Genomic DNA, 26,036 nt, shown 5'->3' with positions numbered 1-26,036 from the left:
CATGACGACACCTGTACTCGAAGCCCGCGACGTCACGATGCGCTTCGGCGGCCTCACCGCCGTCCGCTCCGTCGACTTCACGGTCAACGCCGGCGAGATCGTCGGCCTCATCGGCCCCAACGGCGCCGGCAAGACCACCTTCTTCAACTGCCTGACCGGCCTGTACGTCCCCACCGAGGGCACCGTCTCCTACAAGGGCACCGTGCTCCCGCCCAAGCCCCACCTGGTCACCCAGGCCGGCATCGCCCGCACCTTCCAGAACATCCGCCTGTTCGCCAACATGACGGTCCTGGAGAACGTGCTCGTCGGCCGCCACACCCGCACCAAGGAAGGCCTCTGGTCGGCCCTCCTGCGCGGCCCCGGCTTCAAGAAGGCCGAACGCGCCAGCGAGGAACGCGCCATGGAACTCCTCGAGTTCATCGGCCTCGCCCACAAGCGCGACCACCTCGCACGCAACCTCCCCTACGGCGAGCAGCGCAAGCTCGAGATCGCACGCGCCATGGCCTCCGAGCCCGGCCTGCTCCTCCTCGACGAGCCCACCGCCGGCATGAACCCGCAGGAGACCCGGGCCACCGAGGAACTCGTCTTCGCCATCCGCGACAAGGGCATCGCCGTCCTGCTCATCGAGCACGACATGCGCTTCGTCTTCAACCTCTCCGACCGCGTCGCCGTCCTCGTCCAGGGCGAGAAGCTCGTCGAGGGCACCCCCGACGTCGTCCAGGCCGACGAGCGCGTCGTCGCCGCCTACCTCGGCGAACCCTTCGAAGGCGACCCCGGCGAGGCCGAAGCCGCCGAGGTCGAGGCCGCCGAAGCCGCCGCGGAAGCGCCCAGCACCACCAGCAGCACCAAGGGAGAAGCCAAGTGACCGCACTCCTCGAGGTCGAAGACCTCCGGGTCGCCTACGGCAAGATCGAAGCCGTCAAGGGCATCTCCTTCAGCGTCGAGGCCGGCCAGGTCGTCACCCTCATCGGCACCAACGGCGCCGGCAAGACGACCACACTGCGCACCCTGTCGGGCCTGCTCAAGCCGTCGTCCGGGAAGATCCTCTTCGACGGCAAGCCGCTCAACGGCGTCCCCGCCCACAAGATCGTCTCCCTCGGCCTCGCCCACTCCCCCGAGGGCCGGCACATCTTCCCCCGCCTCACCATCGCGGAGAACCTCCAGCTCGGAGCGTTCCTCCGCAAGGACAAGGACGGCATCGAGAAGGACATCCAGCGCGCCTACGACCTCTTCCCCATCCTCGGGGAACGCCGCAAGCAGGCCGCCGGAACCCTCTCCGGCGGCGAGCAGCAGATGCTCGCCATGGGCCGCGCCCTGATGTCCCAGCCCAAGCTGCTCATGCTCGACGAGCCCTCCATGGGCCTCTCCCCGATCATGATGCAGAAGATCATGGCGACCATCTCGGAGCTGAAGTCCCAGGGCACGACGATCCTCCTCGTCGAGCAGAACGCCCAGGCCGCGCTGTCCCTCGCCGACCAGGGCCACGTCATGGAGGTCGGCAACGTCGTGCTGTCCGGGACCGGGCAGGACCTGCTGCACGACGAGTCCGTGCGCAAGGCGTACCTGGGCGAGGACTGAGGCACCTCACCCCGGCACACGAGCGAGGCCCGCGTCCCTCGGGGGGACGCGGGCCTCGGTCATGTCACGGGTCAGCCCTTGCCGGCCTTCTTCTCCTCGGCGTCCTGGATGACCGCCTCGGCCACCTGCTGCATCGACATCCGGCGGTCCATCGACGTCTTCTGGATCCACCGGAACGCGGCCGGCTCGGTCAGACCGTACTCCGTCTGCAGGATCGACTTCGCCCGGTCCACCAGCTTGCGCGTCTCCAGCCGCAGCGTGAGGTCGGCGACCTCCTTCTCCAGCTCCTTCAGCTCCGTGAACCGCGAAACCGCCATCTCGATGGCCGGCACCACATCGCTCTTGCTGAACGGCTTCACCAGATACGCCATGGCACCGGCGTCCCGGGCGCGCTCCACCAGATCGCGCTGCGAGAAGGCGGTCAGCATCAGCACCGGCGCGATGCTCTCCTCGGCGATCTTCTCGGCCGCGGAGATGCCGTCGAGCTTCGGCATCTTCACGTCCAGGATCACCAGATCGGGGCGGTGCTCACGGGCCAGCTCCACGGCCTGCTCACCGTCACCGGCCTCACCGACGACGGTGTACCCCTCCTCCTCCAGCATCTCTTTGAGATCGAGCCGGATCAGCGCCTCGTCCTCGGCGATGACGACCCGCGTCGTCATCGGAGGCACGTGCGACTTGTCCTCATCAGGCACGTCAACAGGCTGGGGCGACTCGGGGGCGCTCACGTGGGCTCCTTGGTAGGGGCAGGCCGGTACTGCTCCCAAGAGCGTACCTAGCTGCGGTATGGTGGTCAGGCAGTGGGTCGAGGTCAACCTTGGATTCACCGGGCCCCGGTAGCCCAATTGGCAGCAGGCAATGGATTCAAAACCCATACAGTGTCGGTTCGAGTCCGACCCGGGGCACTTTTCCTTGGTTTCCAAGGTCACACTTCCGCAGCGGATGTCCACGTTCTCGTGAGCATCCGCTTTCTGCTGTGTGGCCGTGAACGCGCTTTCCCAGTGACGTCTCTTCACCGCAGCACTCGACCGGGTGGGCGTCGAATGGAGGAAGGCGAACGCACGCAACGTCTCCATCGCCCGCAAAGCCTCCGTGGCCCTCATGGACGCCCACGTCGGTCCCAAGTACTGATGGCGTTCTACTCGCCGATGCGGTGGACGCGGACCATGTTCGTGGAGCCGGAGACGCCGGGTGGGGAGCCCGCGGTGATGACGACCGTGTCGCCCGGCTCGCAGCGGCCGAGGCGGAGCAGCAGTTCGTCGACCTGGCCGACCATCGCGTCCGTGGAGTCGACGCACGGGCCCAGGAACGTCTCCACGCCCCAGGTCAGGGCGAGCTGGGAGCGGGTGGCCTGGTCGGGGGTGAAGGCCAGCAGCGGGATGGGCGAGCGGTAGCGGGACAGGCGGCGGGCGGTGTCGCCGGACTGGGTGAAGGCGACCAGGAAGCGGGCGCCGAGGAAGTCGCCGATCTCGGCGGCGGCCCGGGCCACCGCTCCGCCCTGGGTGCGGGGCTTGTTGCGTGCGGTCAGCGGCGGCAGGCCCTTGGCCAGGACGTCCTCCTCCGCCGCCGCGACGATGCGCGCCATGGTGCGGACCGTCTCGGTCGGGTGTTTGCCGACGCTCGTCTCGCCGGAGAGCATCACCGCGTCCGTGCCGTCGATGACGGCGTTGGCGACGTCGGAGGCCTCCGCGCGGGTGGGCCGGGCGTTGTCGATCATCGAGTCGAGCATCTGGGTGGCGACGATGACCGGTTTGGCGTTGCGCCTGGCGAGGGTGATCGCGCGCTTCTGGACGAGGGGGACCTGCTCCAGCGGCATTTCGACGCCTAGGTCCCCGCGGGCGACCATGATGCCGTCGAACGCGGCGACGATGTCGTCGATGTTCTCGACGGCCTGGGGTTTTTCGACCTTGGCGATGACAGGGAGGCGGCGGCCCTCCTCGTCCATGATGCGGTGGACGTCCTGGATGTCGCGGCCGGTGCGGACGAAGGACAGGGCGATGACGTCGAAGCCGGTGCGCAGGGCCCAGCGGAGGTCGTCCTCGTCCTTCTTGGACAGGGCGGGGACGGAGACGGCGGCTCCGGGGAGGTTGAGGCCCTTGTGGTCGGAGACGACGCCGCCCTCGACGACGGTGGTGTGGACGCGGGGGCCGTCGACGGCGGTGACTTCGAGGCAGACCTTGCCGTCGTCGACGAGGATGCGTTCGCCGGTGGTGACGTCGTCGGCGAGGCCGGCGTAGGTGGTGCCGCAGATGCCGTGGTCGCCTTCGACGCCTTCTTCGACGGTGAGGGTGAAGGTGTCGCCGCGTTCGAGGAGTACGGGTCCTTCGGTGAAGCGGCCGAGTCTGATTTTCGGGCCTTGGAGGTCGGCGAGGGTGCCGACGCTGCGGCCGGTCTCGTCGGCGGCTTTCCGGACCCGGTGGTAACGCTCCTCGTGTTCGGCGTGGCCGCCGTGGCTGAGGTTGAATCGGGCGACGTCCATTCCGGCGTCGACCAGGCCTTTGATCTGGTCGTACGTCTCGGTGGCGGGCCCCAGTGTGCAGACGATCTTTGCTCGGCGCATAAGTCCGAGCCTATGAGTTACCGATGGGTAGGGAATTGGCCGGGCGTGACCGCTCGACAGACTTTCGGTGAAGCGTTATGGACAAGTGTTGAATTGTGCGGTGGCGCGCTCCGATGAGCACCTGGGAATTCGGTCGCGTTTTCGGAATGCGCCGCGCGAACGTCACCGCGCGGATTTCACCGCACGGGGTTCACAGCCGCGGCGGCACCATCGTGAAGCGGGCGTTGACCTGGGCGTGGACGCGCTGGCGCTGGGGTTCGAGGTCGAGGGGGGCGGCGATGGTCTCGGCGGGGGCTCCGGCGTAGGACAGGGAGCGGGCACGGCCGGGGGCCTGGGGGTGGAGCGGTGGGCTGTTCTCGGCGCCGATGTCGGCGAGTTCGACCAGGGCGGAGAGGGTGGTGCCGAGGGCGTCGGCGTATTCGCGGGCGCGCTGGACGGCTTCGTGCACGGCCTTCTTGCGGGCTTCGCGGTGGGCGGGCGAGTCGGGGCGCAGGGCCCACCAGGGGCCGTCGACGCGGGTGAGGTCGAGGTCGGCGAGGCGGGTGGTGAGTTCGCCGAGGCTGGTGAAGTCGGTGAGTTCGGCGGTGACGTGGACACTGCCGTGGTAGGTGCGGACGCGTTCGCCCCGGCCGTGTTTGGTGAGTTCGGGGGTGATGGAGAAGGCGCCGGTCTCCAGGCGTTCGACGGCGTCGCCGTAGGACTTGACCAGGTCGAGGACGCCGGCGTTGCGGCGGGTGAGGTCGTCGAGGGCGGAGCGGCGGTCGCGGCCGCGGGCGGTGACGGTGATGCCGATGCGGGCGATCTCGGGGTCGACTTCGAGGCGGGCCTCGCCGCGGACGGCTATGCGGGGGGCGTCGGGGGTGCCGTAGGGGACGGCGGGCGGGGAGGGGTCTGCGGAGGGCGCGGTCATACGCCCCACTCTGTCAGCTCTTGGCCGTCGCGGGATGCGGAGTTGGGGGTTCGAGTCATCAGATCGCAACCTGCCGGGTCTGTTGCGGCCGGTCATGACCGGGTCAGAATCTACGCGCGTTATCTACGCGCGTCGTTCACAGATTCCGCGAGGAGAGCCCGACATGCCGTTGAACCGCCGGAAGTTCCTGGAGAAGTCCGCCGTGACCGGGGCGGGGGTGGCGCTGGCCGGTGCGGTCGGGGCGCCGGGTGCCGAGGCGGCCGAGGCGCGGGGCGGGCAGCGGCCCGCGAAGCGGTACGCGTTCACCGTGATGGGGACGACGGACCTGCACGGCAACGTCTTCAACTGGGACTACTTCACGGACAAGGAGTTCGACGACAAGGCCCACAACGACGTCGGCCTGGCGAAGGTCTCGACCCTGGTGAACCGGGTGCGCGAGGAGAAGGGCCGCCGCAACACGCTGCTCATCGACGCGGGCGACACGATCCAGGGCACGCAGCTGTCGTACTACTACGCCAAGGTCGACCCGATCACCGCCGAGGGCGGCCCGGTGCACCCGATGGCGCAGGCGATGAACGCGATGGACTACGACGCGGCGGCGCTCGGCAACCACGAGTTCAACTACGGCATCCCGGTGCTGCGCAAGTTCGAGCAGCAGTGCCGTTTCCCGCTGCTGGGCGCCAACGCGCTGGACGCGAAGACGCTGCGCCCGGCGTTCGCGCCGTACAGCATGCACCGGCTGCGCACGCCGTTCGGGCGGGACGTGAAGGTGGCGGTGCTGGGGCTGACCAACCCGGGCATCGCGATCTGGGACAAGGCGAACGTGCAGGGGAAGATGACGTTCCCGGGCCTGGAGGAGCAGGCGGCGAAGTGGGTGCCGAAGCTGCGGTCGATGGGCGCGGACGTCGTCATCGTCTCGGCGCACAGCGGCTCGTCGGGCACGTCGTCCTACGGTGACCAGCTGCCGTACATCGAGAACGCGGCGGGTCTGGTGGCCGAGCAGGTGCCGGGCATCGACGCGATCCTGGTCGGGCACGCGCACACGGAGATCCCCGAGTACTTCGTCACGAACAAGGAGACCGGCAAGCAGGTCGTGCTGTCGGAGCCGCTGAAGTGGGGGCAGCGGCTGACGCTGTTCGACTTCGAGCTGGTCTGGGAGAAGGGCTGCTGGAAGGTCGACAAGGTCGGCGCGAAGGTCCTGAACTCCAACACGGTGGACGAGGACCCGAAGATCACCCGGCTGCTCTCGGACGAGCACGAGAAGGTCGTGGCGTACGTCAACCAGGTGATCGGCACGAACGCGGCGGAGATGACGTCGGCCGAGGCGCCCTACAAGGACGTGCCGATCATCGACCTGATCAACCACATCCAGGCGGACACGGTGAAGCAGGCCCTGGCCGGCACCGAGCACGCCGCGCTGCCGGTGCTGTCGCAGGCGGCGTGCTTCTCGCGCAGTGCCCGGATCCCGGCGGGCGAGGTGACGATCCGGGACGTGGCGGGTCTGTACGTCTTCGAGAACACGCTGGAGGCGCGTCTGATGACGGGTGCCCAGATGAAGGCGTACCTGGAGTTCTCGGCGAACTACTTCGTGCAGACCGCGCCGGGCGCGCCGGTGGACCCGGCGAAGCTGACCAACGCGGGCGGCACGCCGGACTACAACTACGACGTGGTGAGCGGACTGTCGTACGAGATCGACATCGCGAAGCCGGCCGGGTCGCGGGTGACGGACGTGCGGTTCGAGGGGCAGCCGCTCGCGGACGACGCGCGGTTCGTGTTCGCGGTGAACAACTACCGGGCCAACGGGGGCGGCAACTTCCCGCACGTCGCCGCCGCCCCGCTGCTGTGGTCGAACTCGGACGAGATCCGCAACACCATGATCGCCTGGGTGACGGCGAAGGGGGCGATCGACCCGGCCGAGTTCGCCGCGGTGGACTGGAGGCTCACGCGGGAGGGCACGCCGGTCTTCTGAGGCGCGGGTCCCGTCACCTGCGGTCGTCGACGAGCGGGGTCAGTGCCGGTGCCTCACGGGGTGCCGGCACGTGCGGCCGCCGGGTGAGGCCGAAGGTGGTGAAGGCGGTGCGGCGCGGGAGTCCGTACGCCTCCCTGCCGGTCAGGGAGTTGAGGATGATCGCGCTGCGCCAGGCGGCGAGGCCGAGGTCGGGGGCGCCGACACCGTGGGTGTGGGTCTCGGCGTTCTGGACGTACACCGAGCCGCTGACGGACGGGTCCAGGACGAGCCGGTAGTCCTCGTCGATGCGGGGGCGTTCGCTGTTGTCGCGGCGCATGTAGGGGTCGAGGCCGGCGAGGATCCGGTCCAGGGGCCGTTCGCGGTAGCCGGTGGCGAGGACGACGGCGTCGGTGGTGAGGCGGGAGCGGCTGTCCTGCCGGCCGTGTTCCAGGTGCAGTTCCACCTGGGTCGTGGCGATCCGGCCGGCCGTGCGGACGTGGACGCCGGGGGTGAGGACGGCGTCGGGCCAGCCGCCGTGCAGGGTGCGGCGGTAGAGCTCGTCGTGGATGGCGGCGATGGTGCCGGCGTCGATGCCCTTGTGGAGCTGCCACTGCCCGGCGACGAGCCGGTCGCGGGCGGACTCGGGCAGGGCGTGGAAGTAGCGGGTGTGGTCGGGGGTGAAGTGCTCCAGGCCGAGCTTGGAGTACTCCATGGGCGCGAACGCCTCCGTGCGGCCCAGCCAGTGCAGTTTCTCGCGTCCGGCGGGCCGGTTGCGCAGCAGGTCGAGGAAGATCTCGGCGCCGGACTGCCCGATGCCGACGACGGTGACGTGCCCTGCGGTGAGCAGGGCGGCGCGGTGGTCGAGGTAGTCGGCGGCGTGCACGACGGGCACGCCGGGTGCCTCGGCGAGGGGCCTGAGGGGGTCGGGGACGTACGGCTCGGTGCCGATGCCGAGGACGACGTTGCGGGTGTGGGTCCGGCCGAGGGCCTCGGCTTCGCCGTCGGCGTCGAGCTGGGTGAAGTCGACCTCGAAGACGTCGCGTTCGGGGTTCCAGCGGACGGCGTCGATCTGGTGGCCGTAGTGGAGGCCGGGGAGGCTCTCGGAGACCCAGCGGCAGTAGGCGTCGTACTCGGCGCGCTGGATGTGGAAGCGCTCGGCGAAGTAGAACGGGAAGAGCCGCTCGCGGGACCTGAGGTAGTTGAGGAAGGTCCACGGGCTGGCGGGGTCGGCTAGGGTCACCAGGTCGGCGAGGAAGGGGACCTGGAGGGTGGCGCCCTCGATGAGCAGGCCGCTGTGCCAGCCGAAGGCGGGGCGCTGGTCGTAGAAGACGGCGTCGAGGTCGCCGAGGGGCTGGGCGAGCGCGGCGAGGGAGAGGTTGGCGGGGCCGATGCCGACGCCGACGAGGTCGCGCGGGGCGTCGGGCTCGTGGTGCGGGTGGGGGGCGGGGGTGCGGCCGGGTGTGGGGGCGTGGTTCATCGGGGGGTGTGTCCTTCCACGAGTGTCGCTCGGCGCGCTGCCACGAGGTGCAGCAGGGCGGCCAGGTCGTCGGGGTCGGTGGCGGGGTTGAGGAGGGTGGCCTTGAGCCAGAGCCGGCCGTCGGGGCGGGCCCGGCCGAGGACGGCTCGCCCGTCGGTGAGGAGCGCGCGGCGTACGGCGGCCACGGCGGCGTCGGTGGCGCCCGCGGGCCGGAACAGGACCGTGCTGATCACGGGCGGGGCGTACAGGTCGAAGCCGGGGTGTTCGCGGACGAGGGCGGCGAACTGCCGGGCGTGGGCGCAGACCCGGTCGACGAGCGCGCCGAGTCCCCGGCGGCCGAGGGTCTTGAGGGTGACGGCGAGTTTGAGGACGTCGGGGCGGCGGGTGGTGCGCAGGGACCGGCCGAGCAGGTCCGGCAGGCCGGCTTCGGTGTCGTCGGCGGCGTTGAGGTAGTCGGCGCGCTGCCGCAGGGCGGTGAGGTCGCGGGGGTCCCTGACCGCGAGGAGACCGGCGGCGACCGGCTGCCATCCGAGTTTGTGCAGGTCGAGGGTGACGGTGTCGGCGGCGTCGAGTCCGGTGAGCAGGGTGCGGTGCCGGTCGCTGAACAGGAGGCCTCCGCCGTAGGCGGCGTCGATGTGCAGCCGGGTGCCGTGGGCCGCGCAGCGGGCGGCGATCGCGGGCAGTGGGTCGATGAGCCCGGCGTCGGTGGTGCCCGCGGTGGCGGCGACGAGGAGGGGGCCGGTCAGGCGGGTGAGGGTCTCGTCGAGCGCGGCGGGGTCGAGTGTGCCGCGCGGGGCGGGTACGACGGCGGGCTGGGGCAGACCGAGCAGCCAGGCGGCGCGCGGCAGCGAGTGGTGGGCGTTGGCCCCGACGACGAGCCGGACGGTGCCGCCGTGCGCCTCCCGGGCGAGGAGCAGGGCGAGTTGGTTGGCCTCGGTGCCGCCGGTGGTGACGAGGCAGTCGGGGGCGAGCGGGCCGGGGGCGGCGGTAGGTGCGGGGGGCGCGGGCGGGTGCGCCGCCCCGGGGCCGTAGATCTCCCGGGCCAGCGCCGCCGCGACCATCGCCTCCAGTTCCGACGCGGCCGGCGCCTGGTCCCAGGAGTCGAGGGACGGGTTGAGGGCGGAGGCCGCCAGGTCGGCGGCGGTGGCGACGGCCAGGGGCGGGCAGTGCAGGTGGGCCGCGCACAGGGGGTCGGCCGGGTCGGCGGCGCCTTCGGCGAAGGCCCGGACCAGGGTGCGTACGGCGTGCGGGTGGCCGAGGTCGGGGAGGATCTCCCCGGCCGCCTCGCGCAGCCGCGCGGCGACCGCGTCCGGCCCGCCCGCCGGCAGCGGCCCGCCGCGGGCCCGGGCGCCGGCCTCCAGCGCTTCGAGCACGGCGTCGAGCAACGGCCGCAGGGCGCGCGGGCCTTCGGGACCTGAGGCGAGGGGCGGTGTGCTCATGGGCTGACCTCCGGGGCGCGGGGCGGTACGCCCGAACAGCCCAACGACCGGAGGGGGACGGAGGTACCTCCGTCCGGGGAATCCGGCCGGGGTCGCCTGCTCCGCCCTCCCCTTCCTCCCCGGCGGAGCCCTTCGGACCCCGGCCCCCTCAGGCCGCCAGGAAGTCCCGCTCAGGCCACCCTGAAGTCCCCCTCAGCCCGCCCCGCAGTCCCTCTCAAACCGCCCCGAGGCCGCCCGTGCGCCCTACTCCTCCCCGGCCCCCTGGACCCGCAACGCCCTTTCCAGATCGTCCAGTTGATCGACGAGCCTGCGGCGCAGCGCGGGGATCGGGTCGGCGTCGCGCAGGCACTCCCGGCCGAGGCGGAGGGTGCCGGTGTCGACGGCGTGGGCGGGGAAGGCCCAGGTGCCGGCCGCCTCGGCGATGGCGGGGCCGCGCCGGGCGGCGACGGCGACCGCGTCGGCGAAGTAGCGCGGCACGTACGCGCGGACCAGGTCGGCCTGCTCGGGCTGCCAGAAGCCCCGGGCGGTGGCGGTGAAGAGGTAGTTGGACAGCTCGTCGGAGACGAACATGGCCTCCCAGGCGCGTGCCTTGGCCTCCGGGTCGGGCAGGGCGGCCCGGCAGCGGGCGGCGCCCTCCTGGCCGGTGGCGCTCGGGTCGCGTTCCAGTTCGGCGGCGATGGCGGCCTCGTCGGTCGCGCCGAGGACGGCGAGCCGGGCGAGGACGCGCCAGCGCAGCTCGGGGTCGAGCTCCGGGCCGCCGGGCACGGTGCCGTCGGCGAGCCAGGCGGCGATGGTGTCGGGGTGGGCGGCGGCGTCGATGCGGTGGCGTACGGCGATCAGCCGCAGGCCGGGGTGGTCGCCGTCCTCGGTGCGGCGGATCAGGTCGCGGCACAGCTCGGTGAGGGTGGCCAGGGCGGCGGGCCGCTCCTCGGGGACGGTGTACCGGCCGGCGATCTGGGCGGACGCGAAGGCGAGCACGCCCTGGACGACGGCGAGGTCCGTCTCCAGCGGCAGATGGGCCCGGGCGGTCTCCAGGTAGGCGCCGGGGGCGAGTTCACCGTCGCGGACGGCGTCGCGCAGGGCGTTCCAGACGACCGCGCGGGTGAGCGGCGCGGGCAGGCCGGACAGGTCCTTGCGGACGGTCTCGAAGGACTCGGGGTCGAAGCGGACCTTGGCGTAGCTGAGGTCGCCGTCGTTGAGGAGGAGCAGGGCCGGGCGCTTGCCGACGGGCTGGGAGCCGTCCTGCGGCAGGTCCAGGTGGACGCGGTCGCGCAGCACGAGCTGGCCGCCGTCGTCGCCGAGGTCGCGGTCGTAGAGGCCGACGGCGATGCGGTGCGGGCGGCTGCCGGCGCGGTCGACGGTGAGGGCGCAGATGCCGTGCTCGCCGGGGGCGAGGTGCGGGGTGAGGGTGTCGACGCCTGTGGTGCGCAGCCAGGCCTCGGCCCAGGCGTGGACGTCGCGGTCGGTGGCGGCGGCGAGGGAGTCGATGAAGTCGGCGAGGGTGGCGTTGGCGAACTTGTGCCGGGTGAAGTGGGTGTTGATGCCGGCGAGGAAGTCCTTCTCGCCGAGCCAGGCCACGAGCTGGCGCAGGGCGCTGGCGCCCTTGGCGTAGGAGATGCCGTCGAAGTTGAGCAGCGCGGAGGCGGTGTCGTCGACGGCCTCGGGGGCGACGGGGTGGGTGGAGGGGCGCTGGTCGGCGTCGTAGCCCCAGGCTTTGCGGGTGACGCCGAAGTCGGTCCAGGTGTCGGTGAAGCGGGTGGCTTCGGTGAGGGTCTGGTAGCCCATGTACTCGGCGAAGGACTCGTTGAGCCAGATGTCGTCCCACCACCGCAGGGTGACGAGGTCGCCGAACCACATGTGGGCCATCTCGTGGGCGATGACCATGGCGCGGGTCTGCCGCTCGGTGTCGGTGACGGCGGAGCGGTAGACGAACTCGTCGCGGAAGGTGACCAGTCCGGGGTTCTCCATGGCGCCCGCGTTGAACTCGGGGACGAAGGCCTGGTCGTAGGAGTCGAACGGGTAGGGCTCGTCGAACTTCTCGTGGTAGCGGTCGAAGCAGGCGCGCATGATGTCGAGGAGTTCCTCGGCGTCCGCGTCGAGGTGGGGCGCGAGGGAGCGGCGGCAGTGCAGGCCGAAGGGCAGGCCGCGGTGCTCGGTGCGCACGGAGTGCCAGGGGCCGGCGGCGACGGCGACGAGGTAGGTGGGGATCAGGGGGGTCTCGGCGGCCTTCCACAGGCCGTCCCCGGTGTGCTCGGTGATGCCGTTGGCGAGGACGGTCCAGCCGGCCGGTGCCTTCACGGACAGCTCGAAGACGGCTTTGAGGTCGGGCTGGTCGAAGGCGGCGAAGACGCGCTGCACGTCGTCCAGGAACAGCTGGGTGTAGACGTAGGTCTCGCCGTCGGTGGGGTCGGTGAAGCGGTGCATGCCCTCGCCGGTGCGGGAGTAGCGCATCCGGGCGTGCACGCGCAGTTCGTGCTCGCCGGCGGTGAGGTGGGTGAGCGGCAGCCGGTTGCCGTCGAGGGTGTCCGGGTCCAGGGGCTGTCCGTCGAGGGTGACGGAGCGCAGCTCGGCGGGCTTGACCTCGACGAAGGTGTCGCCGTCCGTGCGGGCGCCGAACCTGATCAGGGTGCGGGAGTCGAAGGTCTCGTCACCGCCGGTCAGGTCGAGTTCGATGGCGTAGCGGTGGACGTCGATGAGCTGTGCTCGGGTCTGCGCTTCGTCGCGCGTCAGTACGGACATGCGTGACATGCTGCCTGATGGTGTCGGCAAGGCACAGAGGCGGATCGGTACGTGCGCAATGTCCGCCCTAGGTGCGGTCCTTTTCGAGCTCCCCGGCGTGCGCCCCCGCGGGGCGCTGGGCCGGCACGTGCGCGTCCGGGTGCGGCAGCGCGGGGCGCGGGGGGTGTGCGGCGGTCTCGGCGTGCTCCCGTTCGCGGACGAGGGCGCGCAGCCGGCGCACCTCCTGCTCCAGGGCGAGGCGGCGGCGGTGGGCGTCGAAGAGGTAGCGGACCTTGGTGCGCAGCGCCCAGGGGTCCACGGGTTTCAGCAGGAGGTCGGCGACGCCGAGGCGGAAGGCGGCGGTGGTCAGGTCGTGGTCGGCACCGAAACCGGTCAGCAGGATGACCGGAATGTGCTGGGTCTGTTCGACGCGCCGCATGTAGCGCACGACCTCCAGGCCGCTGACGCCGGGCATGCGCACGTCGAGCAGGAGCAGGCCGACCTGCCCGCGCAGGAGCTGTTTGAGCGCCTGGTCTCCGCTGGTGGCCCGGTCGATCCGGTGGCCCAGCGGGGCCAGGGCGCTCTCCAGTGCGTACAGCGTGTCCTCGTGGTCGTCGACGATGAGGATCCTGGTATCCGACGGCATGGCCCGACGCCCCTCCCTCGTGGAGGACCAGAGTAGTCCGGGACGCTGACGCGCAGTGCTCGTCAGCTGACATGCTGTGCTCAGCGCAGCATGCCGCGCGCGGGCCGCCGTGTCACTCCCCCGTGGTCAGCCGCTGTCGGCCGCGGTGCCGCCCAGTGTCCGGTCGGCGATGCGCTCGTGGTGGCGGATGACCTCGGCCACGATGAAGTTGAGGAACTTCTCCGCGAACGCCGGGTCGAGTTTGGCGTTCTCGGCGAGCGCGCGCAGCCGGGCGATCTGGCGGGCCTCGCGGGCCGGGTCGGCGGGCGGCAGCTGGTGCTCGGCCTTGAGGTGGCCGACCTGCTGGGTGCACTTGAAGCGCTCGGCGAGCATGTGGACGACGGCCGCGTCGATGTTGTCGATGCTGTCGCGCAGCCGGGCGAGCTCCTCGCGGACGGCGGGGGCGACGTCGTCGGTACCGGTGTTGCTGGTGGTCATGGGGCGTCAGCCTACGGGGGTCGGGGCGGCCGGCAGGGGGCCGTCTCACACCTCGGCCGAACCGAGCCGCTTGTGGAAGTACACGTCCTCGTGCCCGCCGGGCACGCCCTGGATGCGGGCCCGTTCCCGGTAGCCGAGCCGCGGGTAGAAACCGGGCGCCTGGAAGGTGTACGTGGAGACGATCATGTCGGTGCAGCCGCGCCGGAGGGCCTCGTCCTCGGCGGCGCGCATCAGGCGGCTGCCCCAGCCGGCGTGCCGCTGGTCGCCGCGCACCCACAGCATGTCGACCGAGCACAGGGTGCCCCAGGTCCATGCGGTGAGCCCGCCCAGCAGTTCGCCCGCCTCGTCGGTGACGCGGACCGAGAGGGGCTCGGGGGTGGCGCCGCCGGCGGCGGCGGTGTTGTACGCGGTCAGCTCGTCGTCGAGCCGCCGGTCGAGGTCGTCGTCGCGGCCGCCCACCCGCAGTGAGGCGGCGGCGGGGCCTGGTTCACCGGTCACGGGCCCGGATTGTGCCAGCGCCCGCGGGCACCGGCGACCGCTTTTCGCCGCGTCCGGGGCCGTCCGCCGTGGGCCAGGCGCTCGTACAGTGGAAGCGGGTTCAGGGCGTCCTGGGGGTGACGCGTGGCGAACGACGGGCCGGTCGAGCACGGCTTCCCGCATCTGGAGACGGTGCGGGCCGCCATCACGGCGCTGTACAGGCGGCTGTCGTACGACACGATCCACACGTTCCCGGTCAGTGTGCTCCCCGCCGACGTGGCCTTCTGCGACACGGACGACCTGTATCTGGGGGCGCAGCGGGTGGCGCACGAGCTGGTGCGGCACTACCGGCTGCCCGACGCCCGGCTGATCGTGGGCTTCCGCCGGATGCGGCACGCGGCGAACGTGGAGCTCGCCGCCGGGCCGGAGTACTTCGTGGAGCTGAACGACCGGTTCCGTACGCATCGGCGGGACATCGGGGCGGCGCTCGCCCATGAGGTGACCCATGTGTACCTGCACCGTCTGGACCTGTCGTTCCCGGGCGTGCCGGACAACGAGATCCTCACCGACACGGCGGCGGCGTACCTGGGCGCGGGGTGGCTGCTGCTGGACGCCTTCCGCCAGGACGCGGTGTCGTCGCAGAAGCTGGGGTACCTCACGCCGGAGGAGTTCGGGTACGTGCTGGCCAAGCGGGCGCTGGTGTTCGGGGAGGACCCGTCGGCGTGGTTCACCAGCCCGCAGGCGTACACGGCGTACGTCGAGGGCAGGGAGCTGGCCCGGCGGGACGCGCAGCAGCCGCCGCTGACGGCGGCGGGGTGGGCGGGGCGGCGCCGGTACGCCCGGGACCGGCGGCACGCCGTGGCGGGGCCGCCGCAGCCGGGGGTGCGGTACGCGTTCTCGCCGGACGGGGACGGGCTGCGGGTGTCGTTCCCCTGCCCCACGTGCCATCAGCGGATCCGGGTGCCGGTGCGCGGGCGGGTGCGGGCGCGGTGCGCGCTGTGCCGGAGCGTGCTGGAGTGCGACACGTAGGGCGGCGCCGGGGCGTGTGCCGGTGCGGTGCCGGGCCGTGTGCCTGGTGCGTGTGCCGGTGCGGCGCCGGGCCGTGTGTCCGGGGCGGCGCCGGGCCGTGTGCCGGTGCGGTGCCGGGCCGTGTGTCCGGGGCGTGTTCCGGCCGGCCCCGGGGCCTCAGTGGGGGTGATCGCCGCTGGTGATCTCCCGGTACTCCTCCACCGTCGGCTTCTCGATGCGCGCGTCGGGCCCGTACATGGCGTGCGCGAGGCGGGCGCGCAGCCGTTCGGACCGCTTGACCCTGCGGCGGACGCCCCGCGCGTCGGTCTCGGGCCCGAGCCGGTACGGCGGGGGCTGCTCGTGCTGGGTGAGGGTGAACAGCTGCGCCTGCGGGAGGGGCTCGTGCACCTCGACGTACTCGCCGTCGGGCAGCCGTCTGACGGTGCCCGTCTCCCTGCCGTGCAGCACCTTGGCCCGGTCGCGGCGCTGCAGGCCCATGCAGATCTTCTTGGTGACGATGAACGCGGCGACCGGCAGCACGAAGACGCCGATCCGCACGAACCAGGTGATCACGTTGATGGACAGGTGCAGATGGGTGGCGACGATGTCGTTGCCGCCGCCGATCAGCAGCACCGCGTACAGGGTCAGCCAGGCCACGCCCAGGCCGGTGCGCACGGGTGCGTTGCGCGGCCGGTCCAGGATGTGGTGCTCGCGTTTGTCGCCGGTGATCCACGCCTCGACGAAGGGGTAGACGCCGAGGGCGAGCAGGATCAGCGGGAAGAGGGCGAAGGGGATGAACACGCCGAGCACGAGGGTGTGGCCCCACAGGTTGATCTCCCATCCCGGCATCACCCGGATCAGGCCCTCGGAGAAACCGAGGTACCAGTCGGGCTGGGCGCCGGTGGTGACCAGGTCGGGCCGGTAGGGGCCGAAGGCCCACACGGGGTTGATCTGGGCGATGGCGCCCATGATCGTCAGGAGGCCGAAGACGAGGAAGAAGAACCCGCCTGCCTTGGCCATGTAGACCGGCAGGAACGGCATGCCGACGACGGAGCGCTCCTTGCGGCCGGGGCCGGGGAACTGGGTGTGCTTGTGGTAGAAGACCAGGATCAGGTGGGCGGCGACCAGGCCGAGCATGATCCCGGGCAGCAGCAGCACGTGGACCGGGAAGAGCCGCGAGACGATGTCGTCGCCCGGGAACTCCCCGCCGAAGAGGAAGAACGCCAGGTACGTCCCGACGAGGGGGATCGACAGGATCGCGCCGTGCGCGAAGCGGATGCCGGTGCCGGACAGCAGGTCGTCGGGGAGGGAGTAGCCGGTCAGGCCGGTGATGATGCCGAGCATCAGCAGGGTCCAGCCGAACACCCAGTTGAGCTCGCGCGGCTTGCGGAAGGCGCCCGTGAAGAACACCCGCATCATGTGCACCAGCATGCCGGTGACGAAGACCAGCGCCGCCCAGTGGTGGATCTGCCGGATCAGCAGCCCGCCGCGCACGTCGAAGCTGATGTCCAGGGTGGACTCGAACGCCCGGGACATGAGCACGCCGTTGAGTTCGGTGTAGGAGCCGTTGTAGACGACTTCCTGCATGCTCGGTTCGAAGAACAGGGTGAGGTAGACCCCGGTGAGGATCAGGACGACGAAGCTGTAGAGCGTGATCTCGCCCAGCATGAACGACCAGTGGTCCGGGAAGACCTTGCGCATGTTGGCCTTGGCCAGGGCGTAGAGCCCGAGCCGTCCGTCCGCCCAGTCGGCGAGCCTCTCGCCCTTGCCGGCGGCCGGCCCCCGGCGCGCGGAGGCCGCCCCGTACACCCGTCGTGCGCCGTCGTCGCCCATGCGTCGTCGCCTCCCCGTCGGATCCTTCCCAGCGTGGCACGGTGCGGCGGCCGCGCAAACGGGGCGGGGGGACCGCTGGGCCAAGGGGCGGGACGGTTGGGCCGCGGGGGCGAGCGCCTCAGCGGCTGCCGGGATCCCGGACGATGCCCTCGGCCCTGGCGGCGGCGAGCCACGTCGGGAACTCCCCCACCAGCCGGTCGTACAGCTCCGCGTCCGGGACCCGCCGCGGGTCCTCGCCCGCGTGGAAGAACCCGGCGTTGTCGACGACGCGCTTGCCGGGCACGGGCAGTTCGTCGAGCCTGCGCAGGAAGTCGAACTGCTTGCTGTGCGGGTCGCCGAAGCCGACGAACTGCCAGAACAGGGGGAGCCGGGCGGCCTTGCAGAGGTAGCGTTCCGCGGCGAGCTTGTTGATCGGGCCGCCGTCGGTCTGGAAGACGACCAGGGCGGGCTCGGCCGTGCCGCTGTCGAGGTAGTGGTCGATGACGGCGTCCATGGCCAGGTGGTAGCTGGTCCTGCCCATGTGCCCGAGCCCGGCGACGATCCGCTCGATGCGCCCCTGGTGGCCGGCCAGGGCGATCTCCGTCTCGGCGTCGACGTCCGTGGAGAAGAACACCACGGGCACGGTGCCGTCGTCGTCGAGGTGCGCCGACAGCCCGAGCACCCGGTCGGCGAGCGCCTGCACGCTGCCGTCCTTGTAGTAGGGCTTCATCGAGCCGGAGTAGTCGACCACGAGGTAGACCGCGGCCCGGAGTCCGTCGAGGCCGTGCTTCGTGAGGGAGACGCCGGCGGTCTTGTAGAGGTTCACCAGCGCGGGGGCGGTCTCTTCGACCTTGCGCAGACTGATCGCGGTCATGGCCCCACCCTCTCACCCCGGGGCCACCACTCCGTCGCGCAGTTCCAGCATCCGGTCGGCCAGGTCGAGGAGTTGGGGGTCGTGGGTGGCGACGAGGGCCGTGACGCCCTCGCTGCGGACGACCGCGCGCAGCAGTTCCATCACGGCCAGGCCGGTGGCGGCGTCGAGCTGCCCGGTCGGCTCGTCGGCGAGCAGCAGGGCCGGGCGGTTGGCGAGGGCCCGGGCGATGGCGACCCGCTGCTGCTGCCCGCCGGACAGCTCGGCGGGCCGTTGCGCCTCGTGCCCGGTGAGCCCCACCAGGGCCAGCAGCAACGCCACCCGCTCGTCGCGTGCGCGCGGCTCGGCCCGGCGCAGCCGCAGCGGCACGCCGACGTTCTCGGCGGCGCTGAGGATGGGGATGAGCCCGAAGGACTGGAAGACGAAACCGATCCGGTCCCGGCGCAGTTCCAGCAGCTCGCTCTCGCTCAGCGCCGACAGGTCGGTGCCGTCCAGGACGACCCGGCCGCCGCGCGGCACGTCGAGGCCCCCGATCATGTGGAGCAGCGTCGTCTTGCCGGAGCCCGAGCGGCCCTTCAAGGCGACCAGTTCACCGCGCCGGACGGTGAAGGAGGCTCCGCGCAACGCGTGCACGGCGGCGGCGCCGGTGCCGTAGGAGTGGTGCAGGTCCTCCACGCGCAGCATCGGCTCCTCGACGGCGCCGGCGGCGAGGGCGGCACCGGATCCCGGGCGGGTGTTCTCGGTCATCACCGCATCCCATACGGAACCGATCCGGACGGTCAAGAGCGCGACGACCCGTGTTCGAACGCGTGTCCCTGACCGTCGACTCCGTGATATCCATGGCGCGTTGGGGACGGAGCGGCTCGGCCGACGGGGTGGGGGACGAGTGACGGGCTTACTGCTGCTGCGGCTGCGCGCGCATCGGCTGCTCCTCACGGCCGCCCTGCTCGCAGTCCTGCTCACCACCTCGGTGCTGGCCGCGCTCACGGCGTTCTCCGGTTCCGTCGGGGACGCCGCGCTGCGCGGCGCCCTGGGCGGCCGTGCGGCGGCCTCCGCCTCCCTCGTCGTCGAGGCGGACGTGCCCCGGGAGCGGCGGGACGCGGCGCAGCGGGCGGTGGTGCGCGAGGCGGGGAAGGCGTTCGGCGGGCTGCCGGTGACCGTGCGCAGGCTGGAGCGGTCCGGGCCGTACGCGCTGCCGCGGTCCCTGCGGAGCGCCGACGCCCGTGCCGGGGAACCCGGCCTCACCCATCTCGCGGCCCTCGACCGCTCGCGGATCAGGCTCGTCTCGGGCACGCTGCCGGGCCCGGCCCCGGTGTCCCGGACCGCCACCGTGCCCGCCGCGCTGTCCGAGGCGGCGGCCCAGCGGTTGCGGCTGCGGCCCGGGGCGCGCCTGACGCTGACCGACCGGCTGGGCGGCGCACCGCTGCGGGTCTCGGTGACCGGCGTGTACCGGGCGGCCGACACCTCGGATCCCTACTGGCAGGCCGACACCCTCGGCGGCCACGGCGTGCGCACCGTCGCCTTCACCACGTACGGGCCGCTGCTGGCCGACGCCTCGGTGCTCGCCTCCGGCCGGGCCTCCGCGGGCGGTACCGGCTGGGTGGCGACGGCCGACCACCGGACCCTGACCGCCGCGGACACCGGCGCGCTGCGTGCGGCGGCCGTGCGCGCCGCCGGGGCCCTGCGCGAGGATCCGGCACTCGGGGGCCACGCGGAGGTGCGCACCGGGCTGCCCGAGCTGCTCGACCGGACCGAGCGGGCGCTGCTGGTGTCCCGGTCCACCCTGATGATCGTCTCGGTGCAGCTGGTGCTGCTCACGGGGTACGCGCTGCTGCTGGTGGCCCGGCTGCTGGACGCCGAGCGGGCGGGCGAGAGGGAGCTGCTGCGGGCCCGGGGCGGATCGCGCGGCCGGATCGCCGCGCTCGCCGCGCTGGAGGCGCTGTCGATGGCATTACCCGCCGCGGCCTGTGCCGCGCTGCTGTCCGGCCCGCTGGCGCGGCTGCTCGCCCGCTGGTCCTCCCTCGACCGGATCGGGCTGCGGCTCGACAGCGTCCCCGCGGGGCAGGTCTGGCTGGTCGCGGGCGGGGTGGCGCTGGGGTGCGCGGTGGCGGTCGTGGCGCCCGCGCTGGCGGGCACGCCCGTACGGCCGCGGCGGACGCGGGGCCGGCCGTCGGCCGCGCCCGTACGGGCGGGGGCCGACGTCGGGCTGCTGCTGATCGCGGGGGTGGCGTACTGGCAGCTCCGGCGGCAGACCACCGGGACCGGCGGCGGGGTGCTGAGCCGGGACCGGGCAGGGCGGCTGGGCATCGATCCGCTGCTGGTCGCGGCGCCCGCGCTGGCGCTGCTGGCGGGCACGGTGCTGACGCTGCGTCTGCTGCCGTTCGCGGCCCGGTCCGCGGAGCGGTGGTCCGCGCGCGGGCGGGGCCTGCCGGCGGCCCTGGCGGGATGGCAGTTCAGCCGGCGGCCGTTGCGCGGTGCGGGCCCGGTGCTGTTGCTGGTCGTCGCCGTGGCGACCGGGATGCTGGCGATCGGGCACCGCGCGTCCTGGGACCGCTCGCAGGGCGACCAGGCCGACTTCGCGACGGGCGCACCGGTGCGGATCCTCGACCCCCGGCTGGGCACCCCCGGGCAGACCGGTCTGTACGCCGCGCTGCCCGGCGTCCGGGACGCCGCCCCCGCGCACCGCGCCATGCTGGATCTCTCGGGCGGCCGGCAGGCCACGGTCCTCGCCCTGGACACGGCCCACGCCGTGGACGGGATGCTGATGCGCCCCGACCTCGCCGACGAGCCCCCGGCGAAGCTGCTGCGGTCCCTGGCGCCGCCCGCGCCGGAGGGGAACCGGGCGGTACGGCTTCCCGACGGCACCCGGAGACTCGCCCTCGACGTGCGGATCACCGACCTGCGGGCCCGGGCGGGCCGCTCCCCGTCGAACCGCGCCCCCCTGCTCACGGTGGTCGTCGAGGACCGGTACGGCATCGCCTACCGGCTCGGCGCCGGGAGCATCCCGGTGGACGGCCGGGTCCACCGTGCCGCGCTCGACCTGGACGTGACGGCGACCGGCCGCCGCGCCGCCCCGGCCGGGCCGTTGCGGCTGACCGGGCTGCAGCTCGACGACGCCTCCCCCGCCGGCGGCCCCGAACAGCACCGGTTCACCGTCGAACGGCTGCTCGCCACCGGCCGCGACGGCCCCGCGCGGACCGTTTCGGTGCCCGCCGGGACCCGGTGGCGAGGGGACCGGACCGTGACGAAGAACGGCGAGGTCGTCAGCCGCACGGCCGCGAGAGCCACCCGGGCGGGGGACGCACCGCTGACCGTGTCGTACGGCACGGGCGCCGGCGGCGACGAGGGGTGGGAGGCGGCTCCGGTCTTCACCGTGCGCCTCGGCTCCGCCGGGGCCGGGGCGCCGGGCCGCCTCGGCGCCGTCGCCACCCGGGACTTCCTGCGGGCGTCGGGGGCCGGGGTGGGTGACACCGTCGACGTGACCCTGTCCGGGGAGCAGCTGCGGGTGCGGATCGTGCGAGCGGTCGACGCGCTGCCCACCACCGCCACGGATCCGTCCGGACAGGCTATGACCGGCGGGGCGCTGCTGCTCGACCTGCGGGCCGTCGACGCCCTGCTCGCGCACCGGGCCGCCGCACCGCTCACCCCCACCGAGTGGTGGGTGAGCCCGGCACCCGGCAGGACGGACGAGGTCGCCGCGGCGCTGCGGGCGCGCCCCGACCTCCCGCCACAGCAGGTACTGGTGCGCGACGAGACCGCGGCCGAGCTGCTGCGGGACCCGCTGGGGGCAGGGCCGCGCTCGGCGCTGACGGCGGTGGCGGCGGCCGCCGTGGCCCTCGCCGCCGGGGGATTCGCGGTGAGCGCCGCCGGCGCGCGGCGGGAGCGGTCCGCCGAGTTCGCGGTGCTGCGCGCCCTCGGCACGCCCCGGCGTGACCTGGCCCGGCTGGTCGCGGCGGAACGGAGCCTGCTCGTCGGCGTCGGGCTGCTCGCCGGACTCGGCCTGGGCGCCCTCCTCGCACGGGCCGTCGTGCCGTTGATCGTGCTGACCTCCGGTGCCGCCCGGCCGGTCCCACCCGTCCTGGTCGAACTCCCGCTGCCCGACGTGGCCCTGCTCCTGGCGGCGGTGGCCGCCCCGCTTCTGCTGATCACGGCCGCGTCGGCGCTGCGCCGCGCCGAGCCGGCGGTCACGCTCCGCCATCAGGGAGAGGACTGAGATGCCGCGCGCACACGGCGCCCCCTGGGTGCGGACCCGGCTGCGGACGGCGCCCTGGTCCACCGCCGCCTTCGGGGTGCTGGTGCTGGTCACGGCGTTCCTCGCGGCCGTCCTGCCCCGGGCGGTCGAGGCGTACGGGACGGACGGGCTGCGCGCGGCCGTGGCCACCGCCGCCCCCGCGTCCACCGTGCTGGAGCTGAAGACGCCGCAGCCCGTCTTCGGACGGCCGGGCGAGTCCCGCGCGGCCGAGGTGGGGCCGCGGGCGCTCGCGGAGGTCGACGGCCGCGTGCGGGCGCTGCTGCCGGCGCCGCTGGAGGCGTCTCCGGCCGAGTCGGCGTACGGGGTGCGCACCGGCAAGAGCCTGGCGGCGCTGGACGCCTCTCTGCCCCGGCCCGACGGGCTGCCGCCCCGGTTCACGCTGCTCGCGCAGTCCGGGGTGGCCGCCCACGCCGGCGTGCGGCAGGGCCGGCTGCCCACCGCGGGAACGGTCACCGAGGACACCAGGACGGTCGAGGGCGCCGTGACCGCCGAGACCGCCCGCACCCTGCGGCTGCGGGCCGGCTCCACGCTCACCCTGGCCGGCTTCCCGGACCGGCCGCTGACCGTGCGGATCACCGGCGTGCTCGACCCCCGGCATCCGCGCGGCACCTACTGGTCCGCGGAACCGGTGCTGCGCGCACCGGCCCTGAACGGCAACGGCGGCCGCCCGCCGCAGTTCTACTGGGAGGCGGCCGTCCTGCTGGCGCCCGGGGCCGCTCCGGCACTGCTCGGCGGGCAGGCCGAGCCGGAGAAGTACTGGCGCATGGCCCCCGCGACCGGGCGGCTGACCGGGGCGGACACCGCGGCGCTCGTCGAGGCGGTCGCGTCGGTCGAGGACGGGCCGGGGCTGGTGCGGATGCGCGGGGCGGCCGGCCCGACGGCGCAGCTGTCCACCGCTCTGGAGGAGGTCGTCGGCGCCCACGAGCAGACCCGTGACGCGATCGCGCCCGTGGTCGCCGTCGCCGCCTTCGGGATCGCCGCGGTGGCCTTCGTCGTCCTGGTCATGAGCAGTGGTCTGGCGGCCGCCCGCCGCGACGCCGAGTTCGCCCTGCTGCGGGCGCGGGGCGGCTCCCTGGGCGGCATCGCCGGGCGGCTGCTGGCCGAGAGCGCGGTGCCCGCGCTCCCCGCGGGGGCCTGCGGCCTGCTGCTCGCCGTGCTCGCGGTGGACGGGGCCCGGCCGCTGCCCTCCCTGCTCGGGGCAGGAGCCGTCACCCTCTTCGCGTGTGCCGCGCTGCCGGTGCGCGCGGCCGTGGCGCACCGCCGGCCGCGGGCGCACCGGGAGCGCGACGACGTCGCCCTCGCCAGGCCCGGCGGGCGCCGCACGGTCGCGGAACTGACCTTGCTGGTGCTGACCGTCGGGGCGGTGGTCGCGCTGCGCAGGCGCGGCACGGGAGAGGTGGGCGATCCACTGGTGAGCGTCGCCCCGGTGCTCGTCGGGCTGGCCGCCGCGCTGGTCCTGGTACGGCTGTACCCGCCGCCCCTGCGCTGGGCCGCCCGTCCGGCCGGGCGGCTGCGCGGCGCGGTCGGGTTCCTGGCGCTGGCCCGCGCGGGCCGCTCACCGGCGGCGGTCGCCACCCTGCCGCTGCTCGCCCTGCTGACGGCCCTGACGACGGCCGCGTTCGGCGGGTCGGTGCTGGCGGGCGTGGCGGACGCGCGGGATCGGGCCGCGCTGCTCCGGACGGGCGCGGACGCCCGGATCGACTCGACCGACGGCTCCCCGCTCCCGGCGGGGCTGGCCCGGGCGGTGCGGGACGTGGAAGGCGTACGGCAGGTGACGGCGGTGGGCTTCGGGCTGGCCTCGGAGCGTGCCTCCGGCGAGGCGCGGTCACTGAGGGTGGTCGGCGTCGATCCGGAGTCGTACGCGGGGCTGGCCCGGCGGACGGGGCTCGGCGGATTCGCGGCCGGCCGGCTGGACGGCGGCGGCGGGGTGCTGGGCGCCGTCGCGTCGCCCGGCGTCGCCGAGCGGCTGGGGCGGGCGCCGCGCCGGATCGCGACGGACTCGGGGCCCGTCAGGGTACGGATCACCGCCGTGCGTCCGCGCACCCCGGCCGTCCCCGACGGCGAGTTCCTGCTGGTCGACGCGGCCGGGCTGAAGGACTTCCGCGGTCCCTCGACCCTGCTGGTGGCCGGCGGCGGGCTCGACGCGAAGGCGCTGCGGGCGGCCGTGCGCGGCGCCGGGTCCGGTCTCTCGGCCGCCCTGCGCACCGAGGAGCGCGCGGCGCTGTCCGACTCGCCGCTGCAGACGGGCGCCGGACGGATCTACGTCTGGGCCGTCGCCGCGAGTGCCGGGTACGCCCTGCTCGCCCTGGTCCTCGGCATGCTGCGGACCGCCCCGGAACGGGCCGCGCTGCTGGCCGGGCTGCGCACCCTGGGCCTGACGGCCCGTCAGGGGCGTCACCTGCTCGCCCTGGAGGCGCTGCCCCTGGCGCTGCTCGCGGCCGGCGGGGGCACGGCCGTCGGCTGGGTCACGGTCCGGCTGCTCGCCCCCGGCGTCGACCTGGACGGGCTCGCCCTGGCCGGTGCGGCCGGCGGCGAGGTCCCTGTCCGTGCCGTGCTGCGGCCCGACGGGTGGTCGCTGGCACTGCCCGCCGCGGGCGCGGTGCTGCTGGCGGGGGCGGCGGCCCTCGCCCAGGCCTGGTGGGCGGGCCGCCGGACACCGATCACTCACCTCAGGGCGGGAGACACGCGATGAACACGACGACCGAGTCGCTGGCGGAGCTGGAGCGGCGGGCGGCACGGCACCGCGACCGGCCCGTGTACGGGCACGACGCCCTGATCGCCTGCGACCGGCTGGTGCGGATCTTCTCCGGGCGCGGCGGCGGTGACGCCATGGAGGTGCAGGCGCTCCAGGGACTCGATCTGCTGGTGCGCGAGGGCGAGTTGATGGCCCTGGTGGGGGCGTCCGGCAGCGGCAAGTCGACGTTGATGAACATCCTCGCGGGCCTGGACGTCCCCACCGCGGGCGCGGCGCGGGTCGCGGGCCGCGATCTGCTGGCGATGGACGCGAAGGCGCGGCTGCGGTACCGGCGTGAGGTGGTCGGCTTCGTCTGGCAGCAGACGGCACGCAACCTGCTGCCCTATCTGACGGCCGTGCAGAACGTGGCCCTGCCGATGCGGCTGGCGGGCCGCCCGCGGCGCGGCCGCGCCGGGCGGGCGGAGGAACTGCTGGCGCTGCTCGGCGTCGCCGACTGCCGGGACCGGCGTCCGCAGCAGATGTCCGGCGGTCAGCAGCAGCGCGTCGCGATCGCCGTCGCCCTCGCCAACTCCCCCGCGGTGCTGCTCGCCGACGAGCCGACCGGCGAACTGGACTCGGCGACGGGGCAGCAGGTCTTCGCGGCGTTCCGCCGGGCCAACGAGGAACTGGGCACCACGATCGTCATCGTGACGCACGACCAGGCCGTCGCCGGGGAGGTCCGCCGTACGGTCGCCATCCGCGACGGCCGCACCTCCACGGAGGTGCTGCGCCGCACGGAGGTCGACGACAGGGGCCGGGAGTCCTTGGTGGCGCGTGAGTTCGCGATGCTCGACCGTGCGGGCCGCCTCCAGCTGCCCTCCGAGTACACGGCGGCCCTGGGCATGGCGGACCGGGTGCTGCTGGAGCTGGCGGAGGACCACATCCAGGTGTGGCCGGACACCGGGAGCGGGAACGGGAGCGGGAGCGGGAACGGCTGAGGACAGCGACCGGGCGTCCATCGCCGGGTGGCAGCAGGTCTTCCCCATGGAGGTGGACCGCGGCTCTCGGCCCGTCGCGGCCGTGCTGCGCGAGGCCCCTCCCGGCGCCCGCAGAGGCCGACCGGCGCGGGTGCGGCCCGCTGTGCCCCGGCGACCTGCCGGTGGACGCGCGCGGACGCCGGCGTACGCTT

19 protein-coding genes, 1 tRNA gene and 1 pseudogene are annotated in these 26,036 nt (G+C 73.6%); 9 read left to right on the top strand and 12 right to left on the bottom strand.

All coding sequences use genetic code 11. The annotated features are described in order from the left end of the window. The first annotated feature begins 1 nt into the window (after position 1). Complete coding sequence (locus ABZY20_RS02315; RefSeq protein ID WP_356435321.1) at positions 2-865, top strand: ABC transporter ATP-binding protein; 864 nt, start codon at positions 2-4, stop codon at positions 863-865. Further along, positions 862-1,578 (top strand): ABC transporter ATP-binding protein, encoded by a 717-nt coding sequence (locus ABZY20_RS02310; protein ID WP_356435318.1) that lies wholly within the window; start codon positions 862-864, stop codon positions 1,576-1,578. The genes ABZY20_RS02315 and ABZY20_RS02310 overlap by 4 nt, the downstream gene beginning before the upstream one ends. Positions 1,579-1,649: 71 nt before the next feature. Here ABZY20_RS02310 and ABZY20_RS02305 read toward each other — a convergent pair whose 3' ends face one another. Continuing rightward, a complete protein-coding gene (locus tag ABZY20_RS02305) occupies positions 1,650-2,306 on the bottom strand; it encodes a response regulator (RefSeq protein WP_356435316.1) in 657 nt (218 codons plus the stop codon). Positions 2,307-2,408: 102 nt separating this feature from the next. Here ABZY20_RS02305 and ABZY20_RS02300 point away from each other — a divergent pair. Beyond that, positions 2,409-2,483, top strand: a tRNA-Leu gene (locus ABZY20_RS02300). A gap of 100 nt (positions 2,484-2,583) precedes the next feature. After that, positions 2,584-2,709 (top strand): annotated as a pseudogene (locus tag ABZY20_RS02295) (transcriptional regulator); the annotation flags it as partial. A 7-nt stretch (positions 2,710-2,716) separates the two neighbouring features. Here ABZY20_RS02295 and pyk read toward each other — a convergent pair. Continuing rightward, complete coding sequence (pyk, locus tag ABZY20_RS02290) at positions 2,717-4,138, bottom strand: pyruvate kinase (RefSeq protein WP_356435313.1); 1,422 nt, start codon at positions 4,136-4,138, stop codon at positions 2,717-2,719. A 190-nt stretch (positions 4,139-4,328) separates the two neighbouring features. Beyond that, positions 4,329-5,048, bottom strand: a complete 720-nt coding sequence (locus ABZY20_RS02285; protein ID WP_356435310.1) for an SIMPL domain-containing protein — start codon at positions 5,046-5,048, stop codon at positions 4,329-4,331. 163 nt (positions 5,049-5,211) lie between these two features. Between ABZY20_RS02285 and ABZY20_RS02280 the strand changes: the two genes are divergently transcribed. Beyond that, a complete protein-coding gene (locus ABZY20_RS02280) occupies positions 5,212-7,017 on the top strand; it encodes a 5'-nucleotidase C-terminal domain-containing protein (protein WP_356435307.1) in 1,806 nt (601 codons plus the stop codon). A 13-nt stretch (positions 7,018-7,030) separates the two neighbouring features. On the opposite strand, the gene ABZY20_RS02275 is transcribed toward ABZY20_RS02280, so the two are convergent. From ABZY20_RS02275 to ABZY20_RS02250, 6 genes are all read right to left on the bottom strand, one after another. Further along, the gene (locus ABZY20_RS02275) at positions 7,031-8,473 is read right to left on the bottom strand and encodes a SidA/IucD/PvdA family monooxygenase (RefSeq protein WP_356435305.1); all 1,443 of its coding nucleotides are present in this window, start codon (positions 8,471-8,473) and stop codon (positions 7,031-7,033) included. Continuing rightward, positions 8,470-9,912: an aminotransferase class V-fold PLP-dependent enzyme gene (locus ABZY20_RS02270; protein ID WP_356435302.1), complete on the bottom strand. Its 1,443-nt coding sequence runs from the start codon at positions 9,910-9,912 to the stop codon at positions 8,470-8,472. Before ABZY20_RS02270 ends, ABZY20_RS02275 begins: the two co-directional genes overlap by 4 nt. A 243-nt stretch (positions 9,913-10,155) precedes the next feature. Continuing rightward, positions 10,156-12,651, bottom strand: coding sequence for an aminopeptidase N (gene pepN, locus ABZY20_RS02265; RefSeq protein ID WP_356435299.1), 2,496 nt, complete (start codon positions 12,649-12,651; stop codon positions 10,156-10,158). A gap of 67 nt (positions 12,652-12,718) precedes the next feature. Further along, on the bottom strand, positions 12,719-13,276 hold the full coding sequence (locus ABZY20_RS02260) for a response regulator (RefSeq protein ID WP_356435296.1): 558 nt from the start codon (positions 13,274-13,276) through the stop codon (positions 12,719-12,721). 126 nt (positions 13,277-13,402) lie between these two features. After that, positions 13,403-13,753 carry a chorismate mutase gene (locus ABZY20_RS02255; RefSeq protein WP_356435293.1) on the bottom strand — a complete coding sequence of 117 codons (351 nt, stop codon included), beginning with the start codon at positions 13,751-13,753 and terminating at the stop codon, positions 13,403-13,405. Positions 13,754-13,798: 45 nt separating this feature from the next. After that, positions 13,799-14,251 carry a GNAT family N-acetyltransferase gene (locus ABZY20_RS02250; protein ID WP_356435290.1) on the bottom strand — a complete coding sequence of 151 codons (453 nt, stop codon included), beginning with the start codon at positions 14,249-14,251 and terminating at the stop codon, positions 13,799-13,801. Between the two features lie 123 nt (positions 14,252-14,374). Here ABZY20_RS02250 and ABZY20_RS02245 point away from each other — a divergent pair, with 123 nt between their 5' ends. Next, the gene (locus ABZY20_RS02245) at positions 14,375-15,259 is read left to right on the top strand and encodes a hypothetical protein (RefSeq protein WP_356435287.1); all 885 of its coding nucleotides are present in this window, start codon (positions 14,375-14,377) and stop codon (positions 15,257-15,259) included. A gap of 156 nt (positions 15,260-15,415) precedes the next feature. Here ABZY20_RS02245 and ABZY20_RS02240 read toward each other — a convergent pair whose 3' ends face one another. The 3 genes from ABZY20_RS02240 to ABZY20_RS02230 form a co-directional block, all read right to left on the bottom strand. After that, entirely contained in the window at positions 15,416-17,071 is a 1,656-nt protein-coding gene (locus ABZY20_RS02240; protein ID WP_356435285.1) for a cytochrome bc complex cytochrome b subunit, read from the bottom strand. A 118-nt stretch (positions 17,072-17,189) separates the two neighbouring features. Next, positions 17,190-17,924 (bottom strand): VWA domain-containing protein, encoded by a 735-nt coding sequence (locus tag ABZY20_RS02235; protein ID WP_356435282.1) that lies wholly within the window; start codon positions 17,922-17,924, stop codon positions 17,190-17,192. Between the two features lie 12 nt (positions 17,925-17,936). Further along, positions 17,937-18,668, bottom strand: coding sequence for an ABC transporter ATP-binding protein (locus tag ABZY20_RS02230; protein WP_356435279.1), 732 nt, complete (start codon positions 18,666-18,668; stop codon positions 17,937-17,939). Positions 18,669-18,807: 139 nt separating this feature from the next. Here ABZY20_RS02230 and ABZY20_RS02225 point away from each other — a divergent pair, with 139 nt between their 5' ends. From ABZY20_RS02225 to ABZY20_RS02215, 3 genes are read left to right on the top strand one after another with little or no spacing between them, the layout of a single operon-like run. Then, a complete protein-coding gene (locus ABZY20_RS02225; protein WP_356435276.1) occupies positions 18,808-22,134 on the top strand; it encodes an FtsX-like permease family protein in 3,327 nt (1,108 codons plus the stop codon). A 1-nt stretch (position 22,135) separates the two neighbouring features. Then, positions 22,136-24,865 (top strand): ABC transporter permease, encoded by a 2,730-nt coding sequence (locus ABZY20_RS02220; RefSeq protein ID WP_356435273.1) that lies wholly within the window; start codon positions 22,136-22,138, stop codon positions 24,863-24,865. Beyond that, complete coding sequence (locus ABZY20_RS02215; protein WP_356435271.1) at positions 24,862-25,845, top strand: ABC transporter ATP-binding protein; 984 nt, start codon at positions 24,862-24,864, stop codon at positions 25,843-25,845. Before ABZY20_RS02220 ends, ABZY20_RS02215 begins: the two co-directional genes overlap by 4 nt. Positions 25,846-26,036: the final 191 nt, after the last annotated feature.

It is taken from the genome of Streptomyces sp. NPDC006624 (assembly GCF_040611555.1).
GTDB lineage: Bacteria > Actinomycetota > Actinomycetes > Streptomycetales > Streptomycetaceae > Streptomyces.
This window is presented reverse-complemented; position numbering and strand designations above follow the sequence as displayed.

Coding starts and splice junctions, on each gene's coding strand:
- ABZY20_RS02255 (WP_356435293.1), bottom strand. CDS start 13,753: ATGACCACCAGCAACACCGGTACCGACGACGTCGCCCCCGCCGTCCGC.
- ABZY20_RS02240 (WP_356435285.1), bottom strand. CDS start 17,071: ATGGGCGACGACGGCGCACGACGGGTGTACGGGGCGGCCTCCGCGCGC.
- ABZY20_RS02270 (WP_356435302.1), bottom strand. CDS start 9,912: ATGAGCACACCGCCCCTCGCCTCAGGTCCCGAAGGCCCGCGCGCCCTG.
- ABZY20_RS02275 (WP_356435305.1), bottom strand. CDS start 8,473: ATGAACCACGCCCCCACACCCGGCCGCACCCCCGCCCCCCACCCGCAC.
- ABZY20_RS02230 (WP_356435279.1), bottom strand. CDS start 18,668: ATGACCGAGAACACCCGCCCGGGATCCGGTGCCGCCCTCGCCGCCGGC.
- pepN (WP_356435299.1), bottom strand. CDS start 12,651: ATGTCCGTACTGACGCGCGACGAAGCGCAGACCCGAGCACAGCTCATC.
- ABZY20_RS02220 (WP_356435273.1), top strand. CDS start 22,136: ATGCCGCGCGCACACGGCGCCCCCTGGGTGCGGACCCGGCTGCGGACG.
- ABZY20_RS02260 (WP_356435296.1), bottom strand. CDS start 13,276: ATGCCGTCGGATACCAGGATCCTCATCGTCGACGACCACGAGGACACG.
- pyk (WP_356435313.1), bottom strand. CDS start 4,138: ATGCGCCGAGCAAAGATCGTCTGCACACTGGGGCCCGCCACCGAGACG.
- ABZY20_RS02235 (WP_356435282.1), bottom strand. CDS start 17,924: ATGACCGCGATCAGTCTGCGCAAGGTCGAAGAGACCGCCCCCGCGCTG.
- ABZY20_RS02280 (WP_356435307.1), top strand. CDS start 5,212: ATGCCGTTGAACCGCCGGAAGTTCCTGGAGAAGTCCGCCGTGACCGGG.
- ABZY20_RS02285 (WP_356435310.1), bottom strand. CDS start 5,048: ATGACCGCGCCCTCCGCAGACCCCTCCCCGCCCGCCGTCCCCTACGGC.
- ABZY20_RS02315 (WP_356435321.1), top strand. CDS start 2: ATGACGACACCTGTACTCGAAGCCCGCGACGTCACGATGCGCTTCGGC.
- ABZY20_RS02215 (WP_356435271.1), top strand. CDS start 24,862: ATGAACACGACGACCGAGTCGCTGGCGGAGCTGGAGCGGCGGGCGGCA.